The sequence below is a fragment of the Bacillus sp. RC251 genome (assembly GCF_044908765.1).
In the GTDB taxonomy this organism is placed as follows: Bacteria; Bacillota; Bacilli; order Bacillales; family Bacillaceae_G; genus Bacillus_A; species Bacillus_A wiedmannii.
The window spans coordinates 235,173-257,172 of the sequence record NZ_JBIYDP010000002.1 but is presented as its reverse complement, the minus strand read 5'-3'; the positions used below and the strand labels follow the sequence as shown (position 1 = coordinate 257,172).

The following is a 22,000-nucleotide window of genomic DNA, read 5'->3' as shown; positions in this document are numbered from 1 at the left end:
CCTTATATTCTATATAACAGATTGGAATTAGGGGGAATCAACATGAATACACTGCTTGTCGGAATTAACGTTGCAGTCATGCTCATCTTAGTTGGCGTATTATATTATATGCAACGTAAGCATGTATCTTTTAATAAACGTGTATTTACTGCTTTAGGAGTCGGAATTATATTCGGTCTTATATTACAATTTATTTATGAGCCAACTTCTAAAGTAATTATTGAATCAAATACTTGGTTTGGCTTGATCGGTAACGGTTATGTGAAATTACTTCAAATGATCGTTATGCCACTTATTTTAGTATCTATTATTTCCGCATTTACAAAATTACAGTTAACGAAAAACCTTGGTAAAATTAGTGGTCTTATTATCGGAATTTTAATTCTTACTACAGGAATTGCTGCAGCTGTCGGTATCGCCGCAAGTGCAGGATTTGATGTATCTGCAACAGGCCTGCAACAAGGTGATGCAGAATCTGCTCGTCTGAAACTAGTTGAAGAAAGATTTACTTCTATTGAAAAAACAACAATTCCAGATAAATTATTAGAGCTGTTACCTACAAATCCGTTTCTTGATTTAACAGGTGCTCGTCCAACATCAACAATTTCTGTTGTAATATTTGCAGCCTTTATCGGTATCGCCTTTATAGGGGTAAAACGAAAATATCCAGAACAAGCAGAACTATTTAAGAAAATGCTTGATGCTGTATATGCAATCGTAATGCGTATGGTAACATTAATTTTACGTCTTACTCCATACGGCGTATTAGCTCTTATGGCAAAAACAGTTGCTGGTAGCGATATAAATGCTATTTTAAAACTTGGTAACTTCGTGTTAGCGTCTTACGTGGCACTTATCATAATGTTCGTTATCCACTTATTATTAATTGCTCTATCTGGTTTAAATCCAATTCAATATTTAAAAAAGGTGTTCCCTGTATTAACATTTGCATTCACATCTCGCTCTAGTGCTGGTGCAATGCCATTAAATATTGAAGCGCAAAAAGAAAAGCTTGGTATTTCCGAAGGGATTGCAAACTTCGCAGCATCATTCGGAGTATCTATCGGACAAAACGGTTGCGCAGGTATTTATCCAGCAATGCTTGCAATGATGGTCGCTCCAACTGTAGGAATCGATCCATTACAACCACAATTTATTTTAACTTTAATCGCTGTCGTTGCTATTAGCTCATTCGGTGTTGCCGGTGTTGGTGGTGGTGCAACATTCGCAGCGTTAATCGTACTATCTACAATGAACTTACCAATCGGTATTGTCGCTCTTGTTATCTCAGTTGAACCATTAATCGATATGGGTCGTACAGCTCTTAACGTAAGTGGTTCTATGACAGCAGGTCTTATTTCTAGTAAATGGCTTGGTGAATTAGATCAAGATACGTACAATCAAGATGATACAAAAACTGGTGAAATTGCTTCATAATAAAAAGGATGCTAACAAAAACTGTTAGCGTCCTTTTTTAGTTCTTTTCATCTTCCTCTTTGTCTTTTATACATAAGGCATAACATATTGTTTCAAACACTATGTATAAAGCTCTACCAATTACTTCAGCCATGATAAGAACACCACTTATATATCATTACGTATAGATATAACTAAATTATGCTACTTTTCATTTTTTTAATAACTATTAATTATAAACTAAAGACTAACTATTATTCCTCATCTGCAAACTGTAAAAACTCTTCCAACCGCTCCTTTAACTCCTCCTCTATCTCACAATAAGTTTCATCAACAAGTTCACCACTTAACTTACTTCCCCAAAACCTTATTTGAAGCGGTACTCCTAAAAAATAATTACAACATTCCCAGATAGGAACTGTATAAAATTCAGTCATCTCTCCTTCTTCATCTAATACAGCTATCGAAATGGATGAATAATATCCTGTTTCAAAAGGATCTTCTTTATCTCTGATGAGTTCTATAAATAATTCCATGTTTTTTTCTATGTACAAATGTGAATAATCTTTAAAAAGTTTAAATGATATTCTCTCTGTTTCCTTCTCCATACACTGAATTTTCTCTTTTAACTCCAATGTAAAATCTTGTTCTTTATACTTCATTCTCGCCTCCTAAAACACTGAAAAAGAGAATACCAATCTCGTATTCTCTCATTCTTATGCTGCTACAATTATTTTTATTATCTCACAGCCCGTCCTTTTCACAAATAACCATTTTGTTCGCACCATTTATGAAATTGTCCTACGTCTACTCCAACTAACACGATATCCTTTAGCTCTACATCAATGATTTGTTCTCCAATTACAATAGCAAACTGCGATTCTAATTTTGTCTCGCTGTTCTTTACAATTCCAATTCGGTTCCGATGCGGTCCATCTTTTATATATGCTTTTTGTCCTACAATATCAAAGTTCAAGTCTCTCACCTCTTTTATTGCGCTTAAATTTGAAATACGAACTCAAATTCGGAAATTTTCCTTTCCTTGCACTATTTCTCTATATATATGACGAAACAATAAAAGAGTCCTCCCTTCTTTACAATTATTTTTTCTTTGTTTCATTTTTGTGATTGAAACGTAAAGTTTATAATAAAATACACTTGGAAGCGCTTTCTATGTAATTTTTTATGTTATAATATATAAGTAGAACTTCGCAAAGAGGGTTAAAAAATGAATACAAAAATGATTAAAAAAGTAATTGACGCATTAAAAGTATATGGCTTTCAGAATGTATCATTCTGTGACAAAACGAAACAATTTTTATTTCATAACGAAATGGATATTATGAGCGGCTATGCAGAAATAACATATAGTAGTCAATTTGAAAAATTCAACGTACAAATTCATCCGATTGAAACACATCACCAAGCAGAGTTGCAAGAGGTTGAAAGACATATACAGGCCTGTATAAGAAAAGTGGAATATTTAAACGCACTTCTTAGCGGACAAACAAAACTAGATGACAAAATTATTATAATGTAAAAAAAGAACGTGAGGATATCACGTTCTTTTTTTACATTATACGTTCATCTTTTCCTTCAGTTGTAATCCTGTAATGGATTCTAATACATCCATTGCTTCTCCAAATGTCATATCAAAAATTGTCTTATCTTCTATGTATGGAAATTGTCTAAAGCGTTTTTCTAACATTTTCACGGCGTCCGACGTAAAGTGTACACTATCAATGCCAAATTCTGTTTCAAGAAGAACGATCCAATCTAACACATGAAAACCTAATCCATTTACGAATGAAATAAGTTTTTCTTCTGGCTGTGAAGATAAGAATACGTGTCGTTCCATCTCACCGAAAAGTTCTTCACCTAAAACTTCTGCTAATTCATCATCATGTTCGCGTTCAATAATCTCTTCATATCCGTAATCATCCACAAGCTCTTCTACTTCTTCACTATCCCCACAAAGCAATTGACTAAGAACGGCCTCTTTCTTAAATTCACTATTTTGTACGACTTCTAAAAAGCTCGTTTCCCATCCATTTTCTAATTTCATATTATATACTCCTTTATATACGTTTCTTATCATCACTGTTCCCAAAAGATCACTTTTATAACCTTTTAGGTCGTTACTATTATTTCACATGATTCATAACATAAGATGCAAATTCAGTTGCATCTCCTTCAAAAATATTTATTTCTGGCAAATGATAGAACGTTGTTTGAAGCGGGTTTCTTTCATGATATACATATATCTTTTTCTCTAGCGCAATCGCCATTCCAAACTCTGTATGGCTCCCGTTTCCGCCATCTAATATAAGTAAAAAGACATCCGCTTCTTTAATAGCATTCTTTTCTGTCTGACCAATTTCTCTTAATTGATCTTGATTCACTGCTCTTTCGTTTCTTGTCCAATCATATGTATGGTGCCATCCTGCATGTTTCAGTTCATTTGCTATAGAACGTACAAGATGTTTATTTTGGAATCCTGAGGCGACATAAAAATTCATTTATATACACTCCTTCATTATGTACGGGAAACTCCTTTTAGCGTTACTTGCTATAAACATAATAAAGAACTAAAGAACGACTTCAAAAAAAAATCCCCATCTTTAAAACTTATTTGCGTTTAAATGATGGGATTCTTCATGCTCTTCTTTTATTTTCTTCTTTTTATAACTTTCATCAGCTAACATTTCTAGTTCAGCTGTTATTTCTGATTTTTCAAGCTCTCTTTCTTGCGAAAATTTCCTTGAAATATAAACAATAACACTACCAACGTACAACACAAAGCATATAATAAGTGCAGTATTTTCATAGAGACTTAGCTCCAACACAGTCACTCCTAATCCATTCGTATTTTCACGCTTCATTACTTGGAATTTCCCTACTAATCCATTTGTTATTGTAACATAAAAATATCAATCCTTGGAATCTTTCATCCTACTAAAAAAGACATGATTGTTTCATCATGCCTCTGAAATATGTTGAATGATTGTTTGAATTGCTTCTTTTCCATTATATTTTTTTAGTGCTGTTTTATACATTTCATTATTTTGATTTAATTCTTCGACATGCTTTATAAGTGATTTCACAGTCACATCTTCCTCATACAATACGGAAGCATATCCTTGTCTTTCAAAAGACTCTGCATTTAGTATTTGATCTCCACGACTTGCAAATTTCGATAGCGGAATTAAAACCATCGGCTTTTGCAATGTTAAAAACTCAAAAATTGCATTAGAGCCCGCACGTGAAATAACAAAATCTGTTATCGCTAATATGTCTGGCAGTTCTCCATGTATATATTCAAATTGTTTATATCCTTCTTTATTTTGTAAGCTTTCATCAAGATTACCTTTTCCGCAAAGATGAACAATTTGATATTTTTTCAAAAGTTCTGGTAACGCTTCTCGAACCGTTTCATTAATTTTCTTTGCGCCCAAACTTCCTCCCATGATTGTAATAACTGGCTTTTTACGTGAAAAACCTAAAAACACTAAACCTTTTTCACGATTTCCCTTTAGCACTTCTTCACGTACAGGAGATCCTGTATAGATTACTTTTTCTTTCGGTAAATGTTTCGCAGCTTCTTCAAATGTAACAAATATTTTCGAAGCAAAACGGAGCGCAATTTTGTTTGCTAGTCCTGGCGTCATATCAGATTCATGTAATAAAACAGGGACTCTATTTAGCCAGCCTCCAATTACGACTGGTACAGATACGAAACCACCTTTTGAAAAAATCACATCCGGTTTTAGTTTTCGAATCCTTACATACGCATCCATAACACCCTTCATTACAAGAAAAGGATCTTTTATATTTTTTAAATCAAAATAACGACGTAGCTTTCCACTTGAAATACTATAGTACGGAATGCCTTCCTTTTCTATAATCGTTTTCTCAATCCCTTGATGAGAACCAATATACGAGATATCCCAATTCTGTTCTTGTAAATGTGGAATGATGGCTAAATTAGGTGTTACATGCCCTGCCGAACCGCCACCTGTAAAGACTATTTTCTTCATACGTCTCCCCCTTCTACACTATAATACACTAAAATATCTTGCCTCAGGGTGAGAAAATACCATAGCCGTTACAGACGCTTCTGGCTCCATCATAAATCCTTCTGTTAATGAAATACCTATTTCTTCTGGATGAATAAGGCGAAATAACTTTTCTTGATCCGCAAGTTCTGGACATGCTGGATAACCGAAAGACACTCGTATCCCTCTATATTTCGTACGGAAACGTTCTTCCATCGTCAGTTCTAGTGAATCTGGAATACCCCAGCGATCACGAATGAGCATATGTGTTTTTTCAGCAAGACCTTCTGCTAGTTCAAGCGCTAACGATTGGATCGCATGGCTGCGTAAATAATCACCCTTCGCCTTCCACTCTTCAGCAATGTTCCGAACGCCTTCCCCAACCGTAACAGATAGGAAAGCAACATAGTCCATCTCATCTCCAACTGGTCGTAAATAATCACCTAAAGTACGATATGGTGCTTTTCCTTGTCTTGGGAATGTAAAACGCTCTATAACACGCGTATGATCTTCTGGATCATATATTACAATGTTTTGTCCATCACTTTGCGCTGGGAAAAATTGATACACCGCTTTCGGTTTTAACCAAGATTGTCCTTCCTGCAATAATTCATCTATTAAATCATTTAATTCGTGTGCTCTCTTATCTCCCTCTCGCAAAAGCTTCTTCACATTTCCTTTTAATCCAAGGTGATGTCCAAGTAGCATTTGTCTATTTAAAAATGGAGCGAGATGAAGGGCTGGAATATCACGTAATACAATTCGTTTTGTTGAATCAGGTATCATAACCTCTGCCTTCGCTAATGGCTCAATTACTGCTGGAATTTCTACTTTCTTCTCCTCTTTTTTTACGATATGAAGATGACGCTCTTTTTTATCTTGTTTCATCTTCTCACGCTCTTCTTCCTTTTGAAGCTTATTAATAATATCAAGACCAGTCATCGCATCACTCGCATAACATACGAGCCCTTTATATGATGGTGAAATACGATTTTCTGTAAATTTTCTCGTTAACGCTGCCCCGCCTACAACGATTGGAACATCAATATTTGCAGCTTTTAAATCTTCAGCAGTCGTTACCATTTGTTGCGCTGATTTTACTAATAAACCAGAAAGACCAATAATGTCAGGCTTCTTTTCTTGTACTTCTTGAACAATTCGATCCGAACGAACATTGATTCCTAAATTAATAATCTCATATCCGTTATTCGATAAAATAATTTCAACGAGGTTTTTCCCAATATCATGTACGTCACCTTTAACAGTTGCTAATAATACTTTCCCCTTTTTCGCACTCTCGCTAGATTCCATATGTGGCTCTAAATAGCTTACGGCAGCTTTCATACTTTCAGCACTTTGCAATACTTCGGCAACGATAAGCTCATTATTATTAAATAATCGTCCCACCTCATCCATTCCTGTCATAAGTGGGCCATTAATAATATCCAAAGGTTTTCTTCCTTCTGTAAGTGCACGGCTTAAATCTTCTTGTAGTCCTTGTTTCGTACCTTCTACAATGTAATTTGCCAGCCTCTCATCAAGAGTTAATGTTTCTTGGGTAACGACATCTTTCTTTTTTGCCGCGCGATAAAAATTTGTAAATTCTTCTAACGTCTCTTGCGTCGTTTCAAAAAGTAGTGCATCAGCAAGACGTTTTTCTTCCTCTGGAATTGACGCATACCGTTCTAATTTTTCCGTATTCACAATTGCGTAATCTAATCCTGCTTTCGTTGCATGATATAAAAAGACGGAATTTAATACTTCTCGGCCAGCTGGTGGTAAACCAAAAGATATGTTACTTACACCTAAAATCGTTAAACATTCTGGTAAGGCTTCTTTAATAAGACGAATTCCTTCTATCGTCGCTGCCGCCGAGCCGATATATTCTTCATCACCTGTCCCTACAGGAAATACAAGTGCATCAAAAATAATATCTGACGGGCGTATACCATATTTCGTCGTCAATAACTCATAACTTCTTTTTGCGATTTCGAGTTTTCGTTCTGCACTAACCGCCATACCATCTTCATCAATTGTTCCTACAACAATAGCAGCACCATATTTTTGAAGAAGCGGCGTCACTTTTTTAAATCGTTCTTCTCCATCTTCTAAATTAATTGAATTAATAACAGCTTTTCCTTGTATATAAGTAAGAGCTCGCTCCATCACATTTTCATCTGTTGAATCAATCATAATTGGTACTTTTAACACTTTCGTAACTTCTGCCAAGAAGTTTTCCATATCTTCTATTTCATCGCGATCAGGATCTGCCATACAAATATCAATAATATGAGCATTTTTCTTCACTTGCGCTCTTGCGACTTCAGCAGCCTCTTCAAATTTCCCTTCTGCTACTAATCGTTTAAATTTACGTGACCCAATAACGTTTGTTCTTTCACCAACAAATAATGGTCTCATAGAGTCATCATATTGAAGTGCCTCTAATCCACTAACCCCGTGTCCAGCTCTTTCGTGGTGTTCACGCGGCTTAAGAGAGGCTAACGCGGATTTCATTACTTTTATATGTTCTGGTGTTGTGCCACAACAACCACCGATAATATTAACCCATCCTTCTTCAGCAAATCGCTTCACTTTTTCAGCGAGAGAAGATGGCGATTCATGATAATGTCCATCTTCATCAGGAAGACCTGCATTTGGATAACAAGAAATGTAACACTCCGACAACTCAGATAGTGAACGAATATGGTCTCTCATAAACTCCGGACCGGTCGCACAGTTTAACCCAACAGATAATGGCTTCATATGTTCTACTGATAAGTAAAAAGCCTCAATTGTTTGTCCGGCCAGAGTCGTTCCCATCGGTTCAATCGTTCCTGAAATCATAATAGGTACAATTTTATTTAGCTCATCAAAAGCTGCTTGAATTCCAATATAAGCAGCCTTCACGTTACGCATATCTTGACTCGTCTCAACGAGTAATACATCTACGTCGCCATTCAATAAGCCTCTAGCCTGCCGTGTATAGGCTTCAATTAATTCTTCAAACGTCACACCACCTGTAACACTAATCGCTTTCGTTGTTGGTCCCATTGCTCCCGCAACATATACTTCCTTCCCGCTTTCTTTGACCGCTTGCTTCGCTAAACGCGCTGCCGTCTCATTTAATTCCTCATCTAAATGAGACAACTCATAATCACTTAATACAATATTTGTCGCCCCAAATGTATTTGTTTCAATAATATCTGCTCCAGCTTCAATATAAGCTTTATGAATCTTTAAAATGACATCAGGCCTTGTTTCTACTAAATATTCATTACAGCCTTCGTACTCTTCTCCACCGAAATCTTCCGCAGTTAAGTCCTCTTGCTGGATCATTGTTCCCATTGCACCATCTAATATTAAGATGTTATTTTGTAATTTTTCTTCTATACATTTCATCAATTAATACCTTCTTTCACTTCTTGCTTTTCTCTCACATATTTAACAAGATGTTCTGTAATTTCATATTTTAGAAATGGTGTAATAAGATAAATGCCGTTAAAATACTTCATCGCCGCATCGATTAATTCTTGTGAAATGAGAATTCCTTCCTCAATTGCTGCCTCTTTCGTTTCATGTCCATCCATTCTCTCCCTTATTTCTTCAGGTAGTGTAATACCCGGTACCTCAAAATGAAGGAAATCTGCATTCCTTTTACTTATTAATGGCATAATCCCAATAAAAATAGGTTGTTCCAAATGCTTTGTCGCTTCATACACTTCTTCAATTAACGCGATATCATAAATTGGCTGCGTTAAGAAATATTCCGCTCCAGCATCTATTTTCCGTTCCATTCGCTTAACCGCTGCTTTTAAATGTCTTACATGCGGATTAAACGCACCTCCCACTGAAAACCTTGTTGCTGGACCAATTGATTTCCCTAAAATCGAGCGCCCGTCGTTCATTTCTTTAATCATTTTAATGAGCTCAATAGAGGACAAATCATATACAGAAGTGGCACCTGGAAAATCACCAACGCGTGCTGGATCCCCAGTTAAAGCTAACACTTCTTCCATACCTAACGCTGATAGGCCTAGTAAATGAGATTGTAGTCCGATGACGTTATGGTCTCTACACGTTAAGTGCGTCAATACCGGAATATCGTGCTTCGTTAATAATGCCCCCATTGCCATATTCGAGATGCGAGGCGATGCTAATGAATTATCTGCTAGAGTAATAGCATCTGCCCCAGCTCTTTTCAATGCTCTTGCGCCTTCAAAAAATCGCTGCGTATCTAACGTTTTCGGTGGATCTAATTCCACTACTACTGTCGTTTGTTTTTTTGCTTTCTCTGCTAAAGTGACATGAGCTTTCGAACGTTTCTCATGTGTATGAACTACTTTCGGTCTTTGAATCGTATCCTTTTCTATTACAGGTGTAACATTTGCAATTGCACGTTTCATACTTTCAATATGTTCTGGAGTCGTGCCACAACAACCACCCAATAATCGGATACCTTGCTCAATAAATTTCGGTGTCATCGCTTCGAAATAAGCCGGACTTCCCTCATATACGTAGCGTCCCTCCACATAATTCGGGAGACCTGCATTTGGATATGCTGACAAGTAGCCATTTTGCGGAATCGATATCATTTTAAAAGCTTCCGTCATGTGAAGTGGCCCTAGTTGACAGTTCAATCCAACAACATTTGCACCGTAATCTAAAAGCTGTTTTAATATTTCATTTACATCATTTCCATTTTGAGTTGTACCTGCCTCATGCAATGCTAATTGAGCTACAATTGGAATATTCGTTTGTTTTCGTAACACCTGAACAGCATGAAGTAATTCAAACTCATCATAAAAAGTTTCTAATAGCAGTCCATCAACCTGTTCTTCTAGTAATGCACTTGCCTGTTCCAGTAACATAAATTCTCTTTCCATATCAGTTGTCGTAACAGCTCCGATATGTTTCATACCACCAATTGTTCCTAAAATTGCATTTCTGTCTGTAACAGATGCTTTCGCCAGTTTTACTGCGGCTCTATTAATTTCAGTAACTTGATTTTCTAAACCATACATACGTAATTTCGCTTCATTTGCTCCGTACGTATTTGTTTGAATCACATCAGCCCCAGCAGCTACATATTGCTTATGAATCGATATAATTAAATCTGGATCAGATATATTCAATTCTTCAAAACTACTTTGCAAACCATGTGAATGTAATAACGTCCCAACCGCACCATCACCTATTACAATTCCTTTTGATAATAAATCTAGTAATTTCACAAATCTCCCTCATTTCTATCAATATAAAAACCCCCTCTTCACTTTGAAGAGGGGGACATAATTGTTCCTCCTCTTATTATGCAAAACATTCGTTTTGCAGGTATTAGCACCGTTTCAAACATTTCGTTTGAAGGTTGCTGGGTTTCACAGGGCCTTTCCCTCCACCGCTCTCAATAAGAGTTTGTCTTTATTATTTTATTTATGTAGCTAAAAGGAAATACGTTCCCCTTTTAACAATGTTTGTTAATTTTTTAATAAATTTAGCATGCACAAATGCAAAAGTCAATGACACTTGCGGAAAAATAAAAATTATTTAAAATAAAGTTGCAATTCAATTATCTTTTGTTGTAAAGTTAAAAACATAATAAAATTTCATACGAACATTCTTATCTAGAGAGGTAGAGGGACTGGCCCTTTGACGCCTCAGCAACCATTAACATTTGTTAATAAGGTGCTAATTCCAGCAAATTGTGAAAGATTTGACAGATGAGAAGAAGACTCTATTCAAACCGAAAGCCTTCTTCTTTAGAAGGCTTTTTTTATTTTCCCCCGCTATTTGAGGGCAGTAAGATTCCCAACTCAAAATTCAGCTGGAACAAAGAAGTTAGGTGGGAATCAACTGCCCGTAAAAGCCCGATTGGTGAGGGCTGATAATCAGTGGGGATGAATCCCTCACTGATTAAAGTTTCACTTTACATTCACTTAATTGTTAATTTAAAAAGGAGGAATTTTCACATGTCAACTATTGAAACAAAACTAGCACAAATCGGAAACCGGAGCGAAACTACAACAGGAACTGTTAACCCACCTGTTTATTTTTCAACTGCTTATCGTCATGACGGAATTGGTAACTCTACTGGCTTTGACTATTCACGAACTGGCAATCCAACTCGTGGTCTTTTAGAGCAGGCAATCGCAGACTTAGAATATGGTGAACAAGGTTATGCCTGTAGTTCAGGGATGGCAGCTGTTCTCCTCGTCCTCTCCCTATTCCGTTCTGGAGACGAACTTATTGTATCTGAAGATTTATACGGGGGCACTTATCGATTATTTTCTGAGCACGAAAAAAAGTGGAATGTTCGATGTAGATACGTAAATACACAATCCATTAAACAAATTGAGCAAGCTATCACAACTGAAACGAAAGCTATTTTCATAGAAACTCCAACTAATCCGTTAATGCAAGTTACTGATATTGCCGCTGTCGCAACTGTAGCGAAAAGACACGGACTACTTCTTATTGTAGACAACACATTCTATACGCCTTATATACAGCAGCCATTAACAGAAGGTGCCGACATTGTACTTCATAGCGCAACGAAATATTTAGGAGGACATAACGATGTCCTAAGCGGACTTGTCGTTGCAAAAGGAAAGGAACTTTGTGAGGAAATCGCTCATTATCATAATGCCTCTGGTGCGGTCTTAAGTCCATTTGACTCATGGCTATTAATTCGTGGTATGAAAACGTTAGCGCTTCGCATGAGACAACATGAAGAAAATGCAAAAGCAGTTGTTGCTTATTTAAATGATGAAGACGGGGTGACAGATGTATTTTATCCTGGAAGAGGTGGCATGATCTCATTTCGTCTGAAAGATGAAACATGGATTAATCCATTCTTACAATCTTTATCCTTAATTACATTTGCTGAAAGTCTTGGTGGTGTTGAAAGTTTAATGACGTATCCAGCAACGCAAACACACGCTGATATTCCTGAAGAAATCAGAACAGCAAACGGTGTATGTAATCGTCTTCTGCGATTTTCCGTTGGCATTGAAAATAGTAACGATTTAATTCAAGACTTAAAGCAAGCCATTAAACTTGTAAAAGAAGGGGTAAGAATATGAGTTATTCTATAGATACACTCTTACTGCACAACCAATATAAACATGACTCACAAACAGGAGCTGTTAACGTTCCCATCTATAATACATCAACATTCCATCAGTTTGATGTAGATACGTTCGGAAAATATGACTATAGTCGCTCTGGTAATCCAACTCGTGAAGCTCTTGAAGATATCATTGCTTTATTAGAAGGAGGAACAAAGGGATTTGCCTTCGCATCAGGAATTGCAGCGATTTCTACTGCATTCCTCCTTCTTTCACAAGGCGATCACGTACTCATTTCAGAAGACGTATACGGAGGAACTTACCGAATTATAACTGAAGTGCTCTCCCGTTACGGTGTGTCACATACATTTGTTGATATGACAAATGTAGAAGAAATAAAGCAAAACATTAAGCCAAACACAAAACTCTTTTATGTGGAAACACCCTCTAATCCACTTTTAAAAGTGACAGATATTCGTGCTGTTTCTAAACTTGCAAAATCTATTGACGCCCTTACTTTTGTTGATAATACATTTTTGACACCACTATTCCAGAAACCACTTGATCTTGGCGCCGATGTCGTTCTTCATAGTGCCACAAAATTCATTGCCGGTCATAGTGATGTTACTGCCGGATTAGCGGTTGTAAAAGATGCCGAACTCGCTCAAAAACTTGGATTTTTACAAAATGCATTCGGCGCTATTTTAGGTCCTCAAGATTGTTCTCTCGTACTTCGCGGTCTAAAAACATTGCATGTACGTCTTGAGCATTCAGCTGCAAACGCCAATAAAATTGCACATTATTTACAAGAGCACGCTAAAGTTAAAAATGTCTATTATCCTGGCTTACAAACACATCTTGGATTTGATATTCAACAATCTCAAGCTACATCAGCCGGAGCTGTCCTATCTTTCACTTTACAATCAGAAGACGCACTCCGCCAATTTTTATCAAAAGTAAAATTACCTGTCTTTGCAGTTAGTTTAGGAGCTGTCGAATCGATTCTTTCCTACCCAGCTAAAATGTCACATGCAGCATTGTCGCAAGAAGCTCGTGATGAAAGAGGGATTTCTAATTCATTACTTCGGTTATCCGTCGGCCTTGAAAATGTTGACGATTTAATATCCGATTTTGAAAATGCCCTTTCTTATGTAGAAGAACCTGTAAATGCATAGAACGAACAGAAGATATGAAATTAAGTTTTCATATCTTCTTTTTTATACCGTTAAGTATATTTTTTACTTTTCGTATAGTCCATAAAAAAACAAAAGAGCACCATCTATTTCTAAATAATGAATTAATTGATATATTAAGAAGTAAAAAAGGGGGCAAAAATAATGGATATTTGTGCAGATGTTTTAATCGTTATCGATTTACAAAATGGAGTATGTTATAGCGAAGAGCATTTATTCGATTTACAAAATTTACTTACAAAAGTAAATAAAAGAATTTCTTCATACAGAAAATCAAATAAACCCATCATTTTTATTCAACATTGTGACGATGATTTAGTACCCGAAAAAGAACTTTGGGCTATTCATGCTGATCTAGATGTTCAGGAACAAGATTTTTTTGTAAGAAAAACACATGCCAATTCATTTTATAAAACAAACTTGAAAGAGATTTTAGAACAATTATCTGTACACCGTATTGAATTTTGTGGTGCCCAAACAGAGTACTGTATGGATGCTACGATTAAATTTTCCCATGGACTAGAATACGAAAACTTCATGGTACAGAAAGCAACCTCTACGTTAAATAATCCATTTATGTCCGCAAAAGAGACGATTGATTTTTATGAGAACATATGGAACCGCAGATTTTTAAAGCTGATAAAAGATGAACTCTAGAATATATAACTAATGTCTTGGTAATTCTAAAATTTATCAGCTATACTCAAATATTTTGTTATCACCATAAAGAAGCTGACTATATTCAGCTTCCTTTCTTTTAACCTGTTTTATATTCTATATATAACATTATAATTCCTTTTTCTTATTATTTTAAAAATTTTGTATATTCATTTGAAAGAATAAGAAAATCATGATAAAATTGTGTTACAAATATATCTATATCTTTCAATTTTTAAAACGCATCGAAATTTTCGCCCAAAAATGTCATTTTACAAAACCATGCAAATTTATCTACTTTATTTACATCAGGGTCTCTTTTCTTACAATTTCTTTACTTTAGGACTTTTTTTCTGCAACAACTGTTTTCTTTTCTTTAATTTTTTGGTATGTATAGTATGGTATAACAGCTCACACGGAGGTGGAAAAGAACATGTTAGAAACCTTTCAAAAAGAAATAGAACTATATGAAAGCAATGCAGAATTATTGAAAGTACTTGCTCATCCTGTTCGCTTATGTATTGTAAAAGGATTAATTGAACGTGGTCCAAGCAACGTTTCTACAATGTACACTGGCTTAAACATGCCACAATCTACAATTTCACAGCATTTAGCAAAATTAAAAAGTGCTAAAATCGTTTCCAGTGAAAGAAAAGGATTGGAAATTTATTACAAAGTAGAAAACGAGACAATTATTCAACTCGTTCGCGTATTATTAGGTTAAGAGCTCATAAACAGAGAAAAAGGGCGTATTTTATATTTTTTATCTCATATCTTTAATATAAATATATATCATGAGAGAAAATATATGATGCTACATAATTAAAAAGTCGTATTAAAAAACAAGACACAGAAATATGCTGTGTCTTGTTTTTTTATATTTTCAAATGCTGATCCAAGTGTAACTGTTGCATATGTTTCGTATGTATCACAACATCAAATGCACTCCCTAATCCTCCGCTCAAAATCATAGAACGAACTGCACGATTTTGTTTTTGAGTTTCAGAAAAAGGATTTCGATCTTGGTGACCCGTAAGCTGATCTAATATTCCTGCTGCTAACAAAAACTCAGATTGCTTCTTATGCCATACTATATTCATGCCTTGCAGGCTAAACATCTCTTTCAGTTCGTCCCAATGAATATGAGTAGTAAGATCCATTTCACCTGGATGCTCTAAAGGATTACGGATTAACTTATGCTCGTAATATCCTCGTAAACTTCCTTCTTGATGTGCAGGATGCATCCATTCTTCTTTTGTGTATCCATAATCAACGGTAATACATACACCTCGTTGAAACCATTTCGCAATTTCTTCTATATATTCTTCCATCGCAAGTGGCACTTCAAAACGCTGACCTTCAGCAAGATGAATATTATATTTCAATAAGTATCGACCAATATTTTTCTGTAGCGGTCTACATACTTCTGCGAGTTTCCCTTCCTCTGTGTACGTCACACGTACTTCATACAATATTCCATTTCTCTTCTCAATTACTTCAACAGGAAATGCATCAAATAACTCATTCGAAAAAAGAATCCCTTCGAACGATTCTCCCATTTCACTATGCGACGTATAATACGATACATTAGAAAACGAACAAAGATTTTTCTGCTGTAAGTTTCTATGAACAGGGCTCATTTCAATCATTGAATAGTTTAAATCAATAAAGGTTTCTGGAGATACTTGCTTCCACTCTTGTAAAACATCATAGGCAAACCTTCCTGTTCCCCCACCAATCTCACAAATATTCGGAGCAACTTCACCATTTTCAACAAGACGAATAAAAAATTTAGCAAATGTTTTTGCAAAAACAGAGGATACGTTGCTACTTGTAAAAAAATCCCCTTGTCTTCCAATTTTTTCACGTTCCTTCATATAATAGCCATGTCCCTCTGTGTACAATACGAGGTTCATATACGTACTATATGAAATTGAATAATCCTTCTCTTTCTCCATCCATTCTTTTAAAATGAGCTCCATCTCCATACTAGCTCCTTACTGTAAAAATGGATTATTTTCTTTTTCAAAACCAATGCTTGTTTCTGGACCATGTCCACATAGCACCGCTGTTTCATCTGGTAATACAAATAATTTTTCTTCAATACTTCCAATCAATTCAGCAAAACTTCCACCGGGTAAATCTGTTCTTCCGATGCTCATTTGGAACAATACATCACCAGAAAATACAGCATTCGCCTCTTTACAATAATAAGAAATACTGCCTGGAGAATGTCCTGGCGTCTCAAAAATCTCAAAATTAAATGAACCAATTGCTAATGCACCTTCTGCATCAATAATATGATCTGCTGGTTTTGCTGTAATACTGCGATTCATCATAAAAATTTGAGAGCCATTTACAGTTGCATCGCCTAACCAATCTGCTTCTTCTCTATGTACGTACACAGGAATATGAAAAGCGTCTCTTACCGCGTCAACAGCACCAATATGATCAAAGTGAGCATGTGTTAATAAAACAGCAAGTGGCTTTAATTGTTCTTCTTGTAAATATGTAACGAGCTTCTCTCCTTCGTGACCAGGATCAAAGATAATACACTCATTTTGATCATTCGTTAAAATATAAGCATTCGTTTGTAATGGGCCTAACGGCATTTGTATCCATTTCATATGAAAATCTCCTCCAATTATTAAACTTACTTTCAATGATACAACATTTTTTTCTCTTAGGAAAAGAAAGGATGCTATCTCGACAATCATTTTTAAAACATGTACAATATAAAAGAGTTAATATTCTAAAAACTCATATTGAGGAATGGGTAGACAGAGGAGGATATTGTATGGGCCTTGTTATTATTTTTGCGCTAGTCACTCTGTTAGCTGTATTCGCTACGCTTAGAACTCTTCGCGAAAAAAACTTATTCGCGGGCGGCTTTGCAATTGCAACTGTACTCGTTTTCGGATGGTTTACGATCATGACTGTTCTATATAACGGGTACCCACCAGCAGCTTAATTCATTTACATGTTATTCTTCATCAAGATTTCACACAAAAAGAGGAAGGGTTTCCCCTTCCTCTTTTCATATTTCACAACTTATACCATCTTCGCTTCGTATTTGTGCTTTTTTACAAGCCAAGCTCCTCCGATAACACCTGCATCATTACCAAGTATTGCAATCGCTAACTTTGTGCTCTTTACAGCACGTGAGAAAGCATATTGCTCGAAATAACGTTGAATTGGCTCTAATAGTGCATCTCCAGCTTTAGACACGCCCCCGCCAATAACAATTTTCTCTGGGTTCAACGTACTAGCAAGGTTCGCTACAGCTAACCCTAAATAAGAAGCTACTTTTTCTACTACTTCGCCTGCTAGCTCGTCACCTTGTCCAAGTGCTTCAAACACATCTTTTGATGTAATACGCCCTTCTTCTGCTAACATAGAACGTAGAACACTCTCTTTATTAGTCTCTTGTATTTTTTGCATAGCAACACGCACAATACCCGTTGCAGATGCTACAGTTTCTAAGCAACCAGACTTCCCGCAATTACATGGGAAAGCATTCTCTGTAACTACTGTAATATGTCCAATCTCACCAGCAGCTCCGCTTACGCCGTGTACAATCTCACCATTGGCGATTACACCACCACCAACACCAGTGCCAAGTGTCATACAGATTAAATCTTTTGCTCCTTCACCAGCACCTTTCCACATTTCACCAAGCGCTGCTAAGTTTGCATCATTATCAATAACAACAGGTAATCCTGTTTCTACTTCTAATAAATCTTTTAACGGATAGTTTTTCCATCCTAAATTGACCGCTTCATAAATCATTCCAGACGCCACGTGTACAGGACCAGGAGCTCCCATACCAATACCGATTAACTTGCTTTTCAATTCACCTAACTCTTCTAACTTTTTATCAATAGCTTTCGCTACATCAAGCGTAATATGTTTTCCTTGCTCATTTGTATTCGTAGGGATTTCCCACTTATGTAAAATTTCACCGTACACATTAATAAATGCTAATTTAATTGTTGTACCACCAAGGTCAACCCCAACTAACCATTTCTCTTCCATGTTGCTTACCTACCTTTATCTAATTCTTATTTAGCTCTTTTTGAATTTCTTGCTTCAATAAAAATAAAGCTGTTTGATAGTCTTGTGGATCGATTAACTGTGATTGATTTAATTCACGCAATTCATCTTGCATTAATTGTAAATCTGCAATTCGATCACCCGTATAAATAATCGTACCAAATTTCTTTAGCAATTGCTGAATATCATAAATAGATACCATTTTATCACCCTCTATGCTCACTTACTATAAAAAATTATAATAAGAAAACGTTCACATATTTTATTATAATCAAGAAGAAAAAGTCTCGTCAATTTTTATTTGTCTATACAAGCCCATTTTTAACCATTGTTCCTTTTTCTGTAATAATTTTTTCTACGTTTTTATCAAACGGCTCTACTGGAATATGTTCTACTATTTGAAAACTATAAGCTAATGATAGCGTTTTCCCTTTATAATGCAAGAGATAACGATCATAATACCCACCGCCATATCCAATCCGCTCTCCTCGCTCTGTATAAGCTACACCTGGCACGATTTGAAGATCAATGTCATCTGCATTCACTTCTTCCGTACGCGCTGGAATTGGTTCACGTAAATTCATATACACTATTTCTAATTGATCAAAATTACTAATTTGCCGGAAAGACATTGTTCGTGTTTCTTTGTTACACTTTGGAACAACAACTTTCTTTCCTTCTTCCCAAGCTTTTTCGATAATAGCATATGTATTCACTTCATTTTCCATTGAGAGAGTGATTCCAACTGTTTTAGCTTCAGCCCACTCTTTTTGCGCATACAACGAAAATGCAATTTGCTCTGATAAAGTTGTATACCGTTCTTCTGATAAAGAATTCATGTGCTCTATTATTTGTTTACGTAAACGTACTTTCTCTTCTCTCACACACTTTCCCCCTCACAGTGATACTTTGCTCTACGATGATAGTGTATCACTTTTAACAGAGGAATCGAATAAAAAAAGAAACAGTAGGAAAATATTCCTACTGCTTACTTTGTTTCACGGTGTAACGTAGACTTCTTGTCACGCTTGCAATACTTTTTAAGCTCAATACGCTCAGCGTTGTTACGTTTGTTTTTCTTTGAGATATAGTTACGATCTCCGCATTCTGTACATGCTAGAGTAATATTCACACGCATTCTTATTCCCTCCAGTACTAATAACTTAAATCAGACTATACTATAATACCACTTTTAAAATAAAAATTCTACACCTTTTGATATTGTCTAATTTTTTCTATAAGATTTTTCATATTTTCCCTTGCTATTACTGGGTTTCTGGCATGCGAATACACTAAAAATTTCGGTTGTTTTGTGTCAGAAACGATATAAGACCACTCTTTTTCGGTATATTTGAACTGTACTCCTTCAAATATACCTTCTTCCTTTCTTTCCATATCAGCCAATAATTTCCTCATTACTTTTCCTTTTTCATTCCATGAACATACAACTTCATCACAAAGTAGATAAAGCGGCGGTGATTGCTCTACTATGCTGAGAAATGTTTTCCCCTGCAATGCTATTAACTCGAATAATTTTCCAATTCGATATAAAATATCTCGCTTCCATCTCGCTTGAAACGACTTTTTTTCATCCTGCGTATAAAATAGAAGGTAACATTCTCCTAATTTCAAAGACATCGGGTAAATATTTCCTGCTGATTCAAGTAATAAATCTGGAATATCTACCTCTTCAAAATCTGTTCCTTGGTAAATATTACTATGATTATCATATAACTCGAAATAATTTCCTTGCTCTGAAAACATAAGTGCCATATTTGCTTTGCTTGATTTCATCAAAGCTTTCACATGATCCTTTTGTTCGCCCGCATAAATCCATGTAACTGTGCATCCGAGCCTTTGTAAAAAGAGCATCAGTAAATGTTGTAACATATCATTCCTCTTATTAATAAGAAGATGAAACTTTTGTTTTTGTATTTTCTCAATATCAACGCGCTCTAATACAGCCTCTATATAATCATGTAAAGAAACGTGGACTAGCTTATTCCGCCCCATTTCTTTCTCACATACGTAATAAAACGACTCGGACATATATACTTGTTCTATCGCTTTTTGCTGCTTATACGTTAATTGTACCCCATCCTTACCATATAACTTTATAACAACCTCTTTTTCATTTTCCACTTGAATGAAAACCCCACCAGCACATTGTAAATCCTGAATGCTATACTGAAAAAGCGATTCGTTCATTTCTTTGCATTCCATCGTATGAACCCCGATACCATGAATCGCATGAAGAAAGAGATTTTTATAAGAAGTCGTTTCTATATGTTCTTGACTCCCAATTAATATACTTTCTCCTTTGGCAAAAAGAGATCCATACGCCATCGCAACTTTCACAATAAATTGAGGAGTGATTTCAACATTGCCTCTTCCTACAATGCGGCTTTTTTGCAACCATCCTGCACTCTTTTCGCTTTCTTGAACACCAGCCGATCCTACTACTGAATAGCTGTCAATTGCCTTATATGGCCATAGTTTTCCCTTTTGCTTAATTACCGTACTTTTCCCTATATGACAATGATCCGCTACAATGCTTTTTTGAAACAGTGTAACGTCATCTTCCACCATTGTATGCTCTCCTATGATCGTTTCTAATAGCTCGCAATACTGACCAATGTGCGCATTTGCAAAAACAATACTTTTTTGAAGATGAGAATAACTTGAAACCACACTATTTTTCCCGATAATAGAGTATGGCTCAATTACAGCTCCAGCACCAATCTTTGCTCCTTCTCCAATAAAAGAAGGACCGTGAATTTTCGTTCCTTTTCCAATCGTCACACCTTCCCCCATCCATACCATCGGCAATACTTCCGTGTAAGGAATAGGTACTTGCAATTTTTTCGTTAACAAATCAAATTGTGCTTGTCGATATTGATCAAATGTACCGATATCTAACCAATAACCTTCTGACAAATATGCAAATAACGCGTTCTTATTTGCCAATAGCGGAAACACATCTTGACTGAAATCAAAAAACTCTCGGGGCGGTATGTAAGAAAAAATTTCTGGCTCCATAATATATATACCTGTATTCACAATATTAGAGACTACTTCATTCCAGCTCGGTTTTTCTATATATCGTGTAACCTCTTGTTCTTTATTCATTACAACTAAACCGAATGAGAGTGGGTTTTCTACTTCCTTTACAAACATAGTTACCATTCTTTTCTTTTGTTCATGAAACATAATTCCTTCTGATAATTGAAAATCAGTTAACGCATCCCCGCTTATCACAACAAACGTTTCATCTAAAAATGTTTCCGCTTGTTTAATACTCCCTGCGGTTCCAAGCGGGGGAGAATCTTCAAAGTAGTACAAGTTAACTCCCCATTTGCTACCGTCACCAAAATATTGTTTAATGGCTGTACTCATATACTGAACAGTAATTGCAATTTCACGAATACCATGCTGACGTAATAATTCAATATTGTATTCCAAAACTGGCTTTTCTAATAATGGTAACATCGGCTTTGGAGTATTACATGTTAATGGTCTAAGGCGTCGTCCTTTTCCTCCAGCTAAAATAACCCCCTTCATA

22 protein-coding genes and 2 riboswitches are annotated in these 22,000 nt (G+C 35.9%); of the genes, 7 read left to right on the top strand and 15 right to left on the bottom strand.

What is annotated here, in order from left to right:
• Positions 1 to 42 precede the first annotated feature (42 nt).
• The gene (locus tag ABH961_RS11180) at positions 43 to 1,437 is read left to right on the top strand and encodes an L-cystine transporter (protein WP_048546455.1); all 1,395 of its coding nucleotides are present in this window, start codon (positions 43 to 45) and stop codon (positions 1,435 to 1,437) included.
• A 233-nt stretch (positions 1,438 to 1,670) separates the two neighbouring features.
• Here ABH961_RS11180 and ABH961_RS11175 read toward each other — a convergent pair whose 3' ends face one another.
• On the bottom strand, positions 1,671 to 2,078 hold the full coding sequence (locus ABH961_RS11175; RefSeq protein WP_048546457.1) for a hypothetical protein: 408 nt from the start codon (positions 2,076 to 2,078) through the stop codon (positions 1,671 to 1,673).
• Positions 2,079 to 2,176: 98 nt separating this feature from the next.
• A complete protein-coding gene (locus ABH961_RS11170) occupies positions 2,177 to 2,392 on the bottom strand; it encodes a DUF3912 family protein (RefSeq protein ID WP_001008334.1) in 216 nt (71 codons plus the stop codon).
• Between the two features lie 252 nt (positions 2,393 to 2,644).
• Here ABH961_RS11170 and ABH961_RS11165 point away from each other — a divergent pair, with 252 nt between their 5' ends.
• Positions 2,645 to 2,956 carry a hypothetical protein gene (locus ABH961_RS11165; RefSeq protein WP_001093232.1) on the top strand — a complete coding sequence of 104 codons (312 nt, stop codon included), beginning with the start codon at positions 2,645 to 2,647 and terminating at the stop codon, positions 2,954 to 2,956.
• A gap of 36 nt (positions 2,957 to 2,992) precedes the next feature.
• Here ABH961_RS11165 and ABH961_RS11160 read toward each other — a convergent pair whose 3' ends face one another.
• From ABH961_RS11160 to ABH961_RS11135, 6 genes are all read right to left on the bottom strand, one after another.
• The gene (locus ABH961_RS11160) at positions 2,993 to 3,481 is read right to left on the bottom strand and encodes a hypothetical protein (RefSeq protein WP_141497593.1); all 489 of its coding nucleotides are present in this window, start codon (positions 3,479 to 3,481) and stop codon (positions 2,993 to 2,995) included.
• Positions 3,482 to 3,560: 79 nt separating this feature from the next.
• On the bottom strand, positions 3,561 to 3,935 hold the full coding sequence (locus ABH961_RS11155; protein ID WP_404519402.1) for a nucleoside 2-deoxyribosyltransferase: 375 nt from the start codon (positions 3,933 to 3,935) through the stop codon (positions 3,561 to 3,563).
• A gap of 102 nt (positions 3,936 to 4,037) precedes the next feature.
• Positions 4,038 to 4,298 carry a DUF3966 domain-containing protein gene (locus ABH961_RS11150; RefSeq protein WP_000817963.1) on the bottom strand — a complete coding sequence of 87 codons (261 nt, stop codon included), beginning with the start codon at positions 4,296 to 4,298 and terminating at the stop codon, positions 4,038 to 4,040.
• Between the two features lie 96 nt (positions 4,299 to 4,394).
• Positions 4,395 to 5,453, bottom strand: a complete 1,059-nt coding sequence (gene murG, locus ABH961_RS11145; protein ID WP_088064408.1) for an undecaprenyldiphospho-muramoylpentapeptide beta-N-acetylglucosaminyltransferase — start codon at positions 5,451 to 5,453, stop codon at positions 4,395 to 4,397.
• 18 nt (positions 5,454 to 5,471) lie between these two features.
• On the bottom strand, positions 5,472 to 8,870 hold the full coding sequence (metH, locus tag ABH961_RS11140) for a methionine synthase (protein ID WP_098681506.1): 3,399 nt from the start codon (positions 8,868 to 8,870) through the stop codon (positions 5,472 to 5,474).
• The gene (locus ABH961_RS11135) at positions 8,870 to 10,702 is read right to left on the bottom strand and encodes a bifunctional homocysteine S-methyltransferase/methylenetetrahydrofolate reductase (protein WP_048541557.1); all 1,833 of its coding nucleotides are present in this window, start codon (positions 10,700 to 10,702) and stop codon (positions 8,870 to 8,872) included. Before ABH961_RS11135 ends, metH begins: the two co-directional genes overlap by 1 nt.
• A 70-nt stretch (positions 10,703 to 10,772) precedes the next feature.
• A riboswitch (SAM riboswitch) is annotated at positions 10,773 to 10,882 on the bottom strand.
• A gap of 203 nt (positions 10,883 to 11,085) precedes the next feature.
• Positions 11,086 to 11,195, top strand: a riboswitch (SAM riboswitch).
• A 242-nt stretch (positions 11,196 to 11,437) separates the two neighbouring features.
• Between ABH961_RS11135 and metI the strand changes: the two genes are divergently transcribed.
• The 4 genes from metI (at position 11,438) to ABH961_RS11115 (ending at position 15,109) form a co-directional block, all read left to right on the top strand.
• Positions 11,438 to 12,550 carry a cystathionine gamma-synthase/O-acetylhomoserine thiolyase gene (metI, locus tag ABH961_RS11130; RefSeq protein ID WP_048541556.1) on the top strand — a complete coding sequence of 371 codons (1,113 nt, stop codon included), beginning with the start codon at positions 11,438 to 11,440 and terminating at the stop codon, positions 12,548 to 12,550.
• Positions 12,547 to 13,710, top strand: a complete 1,164-nt coding sequence (metC, locus tag ABH961_RS11125) for a cystathionine beta-lyase (RefSeq protein ID WP_000122285.1) — start codon at positions 12,547 to 12,549, stop codon at positions 13,708 to 13,710. Before metI ends, metC begins: the two co-directional genes overlap by 4 nt.
• A gap of 162 nt (positions 13,711 to 13,872) precedes the next feature.
• Positions 13,873 to 14,385, top strand: a complete 513-nt coding sequence (locus ABH961_RS11120) for a cysteine hydrolase family protein (RefSeq protein WP_048541554.1) — start codon at positions 13,873 to 13,875, stop codon at positions 14,383 to 14,385.
• 433 nt (positions 14,386 to 14,818) lie between these two features.
• Entirely contained in the window at positions 14,819 to 15,109 is a 291-nt protein-coding gene (locus ABH961_RS11115; protein ID WP_000894375.1) for an ArsR/SmtB family transcription factor, read from the top strand.
• A gap of 151 nt (positions 15,110 to 15,260) precedes the next feature.
• Here ABH961_RS11115 and ABH961_RS11110 read toward each other — a convergent pair whose 3' ends face one another.
• Together ABH961_RS11110 and ABH961_RS11105 are read right to left on the bottom strand one after the other, a co-directional pair.
• On the bottom strand, positions 15,261 to 16,373 hold the full coding sequence (locus tag ABH961_RS11110; protein ID WP_098681505.1) for a class I SAM-dependent methyltransferase: 1,113 nt from the start codon (positions 16,371 to 16,373) through the stop codon (positions 15,261 to 15,263).
• A 9-nt stretch (positions 16,374 to 16,382) separates the two neighbouring features.
• Entirely contained in the window at positions 16,383 to 17,012 is a 630-nt protein-coding gene (locus tag ABH961_RS11105; protein ID WP_048541550.1) for an MBL fold metallo-hydrolase, read from the bottom strand.
• Positions 17,013 to 17,182: 170 nt separating this feature from the next.
• Here ABH961_RS11105 and ABH961_RS11100 point away from each other — a divergent pair, with 170 nt between their 5' ends.
• Positions 17,183 to 17,356, top strand: coding sequence for a DUF2759 domain-containing protein (locus ABH961_RS11100; protein WP_000524847.1), 174 nt, complete (start codon positions 17,183 to 17,185; stop codon positions 17,354 to 17,356).
• An 80-nt stretch (positions 17,357 to 17,436) separates the two neighbouring features.
• Here ABH961_RS11100 and glcK read toward each other — a convergent pair whose 3' ends face one another.
• The 5 genes from glcK to ABH961_RS11075 all read right to left on the bottom strand — a co-directional run bounded on the left by glcK (position 17,437) and on the right by ABH961_RS11075 (position 21,999).
• Positions 17,437 to 18,420 carry a glucokinase gene (gene glcK, locus ABH961_RS11095; RefSeq protein ID WP_000391711.1) on the bottom strand — a complete coding sequence of 328 codons (984 nt, stop codon included), beginning with the start codon at positions 18,418 to 18,420 and terminating at the stop codon, positions 17,437 to 17,439.
• A 19-nt stretch (positions 18,421 to 18,439) separates the two neighbouring features.
• Positions 18,440 to 18,640: a YqgQ family protein gene (locus tag ABH961_RS11090; protein WP_000253699.1), complete on the bottom strand. Its 201-nt coding sequence runs from the start codon at positions 18,638 to 18,640 to the stop codon at positions 18,440 to 18,442.
• Positions 18,641 to 18,743: 103 nt separating this feature from the next.
• Positions 18,744 to 19,322 (bottom strand): 5-formyltetrahydrofolate cyclo-ligase, encoded by a 579-nt coding sequence (locus ABH961_RS11085; RefSeq protein WP_001206435.1) that lies wholly within the window; start codon positions 19,320 to 19,322, stop codon positions 18,744 to 18,746.
• Positions 19,323 to 19,426: 104 nt separating this feature from the next.
• Entirely contained in the window at positions 19,427 to 19,576 is a 150-nt protein-coding gene (gene rpmG, locus ABH961_RS11080; protein WP_001265616.1) for a 50S ribosomal protein L33, read from the bottom strand.
• A gap of 68 nt (positions 19,577 to 19,644) precedes the next feature.
• Positions 19,645 to 21,999, bottom strand: a complete 2,355-nt coding sequence (locus ABH961_RS11075; protein WP_098047948.1) for a sugar phosphate nucleotidyltransferase — start codon at positions 21,997 to 21,999, stop codon at positions 19,645 to 19,647.
• Between the last annotated feature and the right edge of the window lies 1 nt (position 22,000).

Coding starts and splice junctions, on each gene's coding strand:
- ABH961_RS11180 (WP_048546455.1), top strand. CDS start 43: ATGAATACACTGCTTGTCGGAATTAACGTTGCAGTCATGCTCATCTTA.
- ABH961_RS11175 (WP_048546457.1), bottom strand. CDS start 2,078: ATGAAGTATAAAGAACAAGATTTTACATTGGAGTTAAAAGAGAAAATT.
- ABH961_RS11165 (WP_001093232.1), top strand. CDS start 2,645: ATGAATACAAAAATGATTAAAAAAGTAATTGACGCATTAAAAGTATAT.
- ABH961_RS11160 (WP_141497593.1), bottom strand. CDS start 3,481: ATGAAATTAGAAAATGGATGGGAAACGAGCTTTTTAGAAGTCGTACAA.
- ABH961_RS11155 (WP_404519402.1), bottom strand. CDS start 3,935: ATGAATTTTTATGTCGCCTCAGGATTCCAAAATAAACATCTTGTACGT.
- ABH961_RS11150 (WP_000817963.1), bottom strand. CDS start 4,298: ATGAAGCGTGAAAATACGAATGGATTAGGAGTGACTGTGTTGGAGCTA.
- murG (WP_088064408.1), bottom strand. CDS start 5,453: ATGAAGAAAATAGTCTTTACAGGTGGCGGTTCGGCAGGGCATGTAACA.
- metH (WP_098681506.1), bottom strand. CDS start 8,870: ATGAAATGTATAGAAGAAAAATTACAAAATAACATCTTAATATTAGAT.
- metI (WP_048541556.1), top strand. CDS start 11,438: ATGTCAACTATTGAAACAAAACTAGCACAAATCGGAAACCGGAGCGAA.
- metC (WP_000122285.1), top strand. CDS start 12,547: ATGAGTTATTCTATAGATACACTCTTACTGCACAACCAATATAAACAT.
- ABH961_RS11120 (WP_048541554.1), top strand. CDS start 13,873: ATGGATATTTGTGCAGATGTTTTAATCGTTATCGATTTACAAAATGGA.
- ABH961_RS11115 (WP_000894375.1), top strand. CDS start 14,819: ATGTTAGAAACCTTTCAAAAAGAAATAGAACTATATGAAAGCAATGCA.
- ABH961_RS11110 (WP_098681505.1), bottom strand. CDS start 16,373: ATGGAGATGGAGCTCATTTTAAAAGAATGGATGGAGAAAGAGAAGGAT.
- ABH961_RS11105 (WP_048541550.1), bottom strand. CDS start 17,012: ATGAAATGGATACAAATGCCGTTAGGCCCATTACAAACGAATGCTTAT.
- ABH961_RS11100 (WP_000524847.1), top strand. CDS start 17,183: ATGGGCCTTGTTATTATTTTTGCGCTAGTCACTCTGTTAGCTGTATTC.
- glcK (WP_000391711.1), bottom strand. CDS start 18,420: ATGGAAGAGAAATGGTTAGTTGGGGTTGACCTTGGTGGTACAACAATT.
- ABH961_RS11090 (WP_000253699.1), bottom strand. CDS start 18,640: ATGGTATCTATTTATGATATTCAGCAATTGCTAAAGAAATTTGGTACG.
- rpmG (WP_001265616.1), bottom strand. CDS start 19,576: ATGCGTGTGAATATTACTCTAGCATGTACAGAATGCGGAGATCGTAAC.
- ABH961_RS11075 (WP_098047948.1), bottom strand. CDS start 21,999: ATGAAGGGGGTTATTTTAGCTGGAGGAAAAGGACGACGCCTTAGACCA.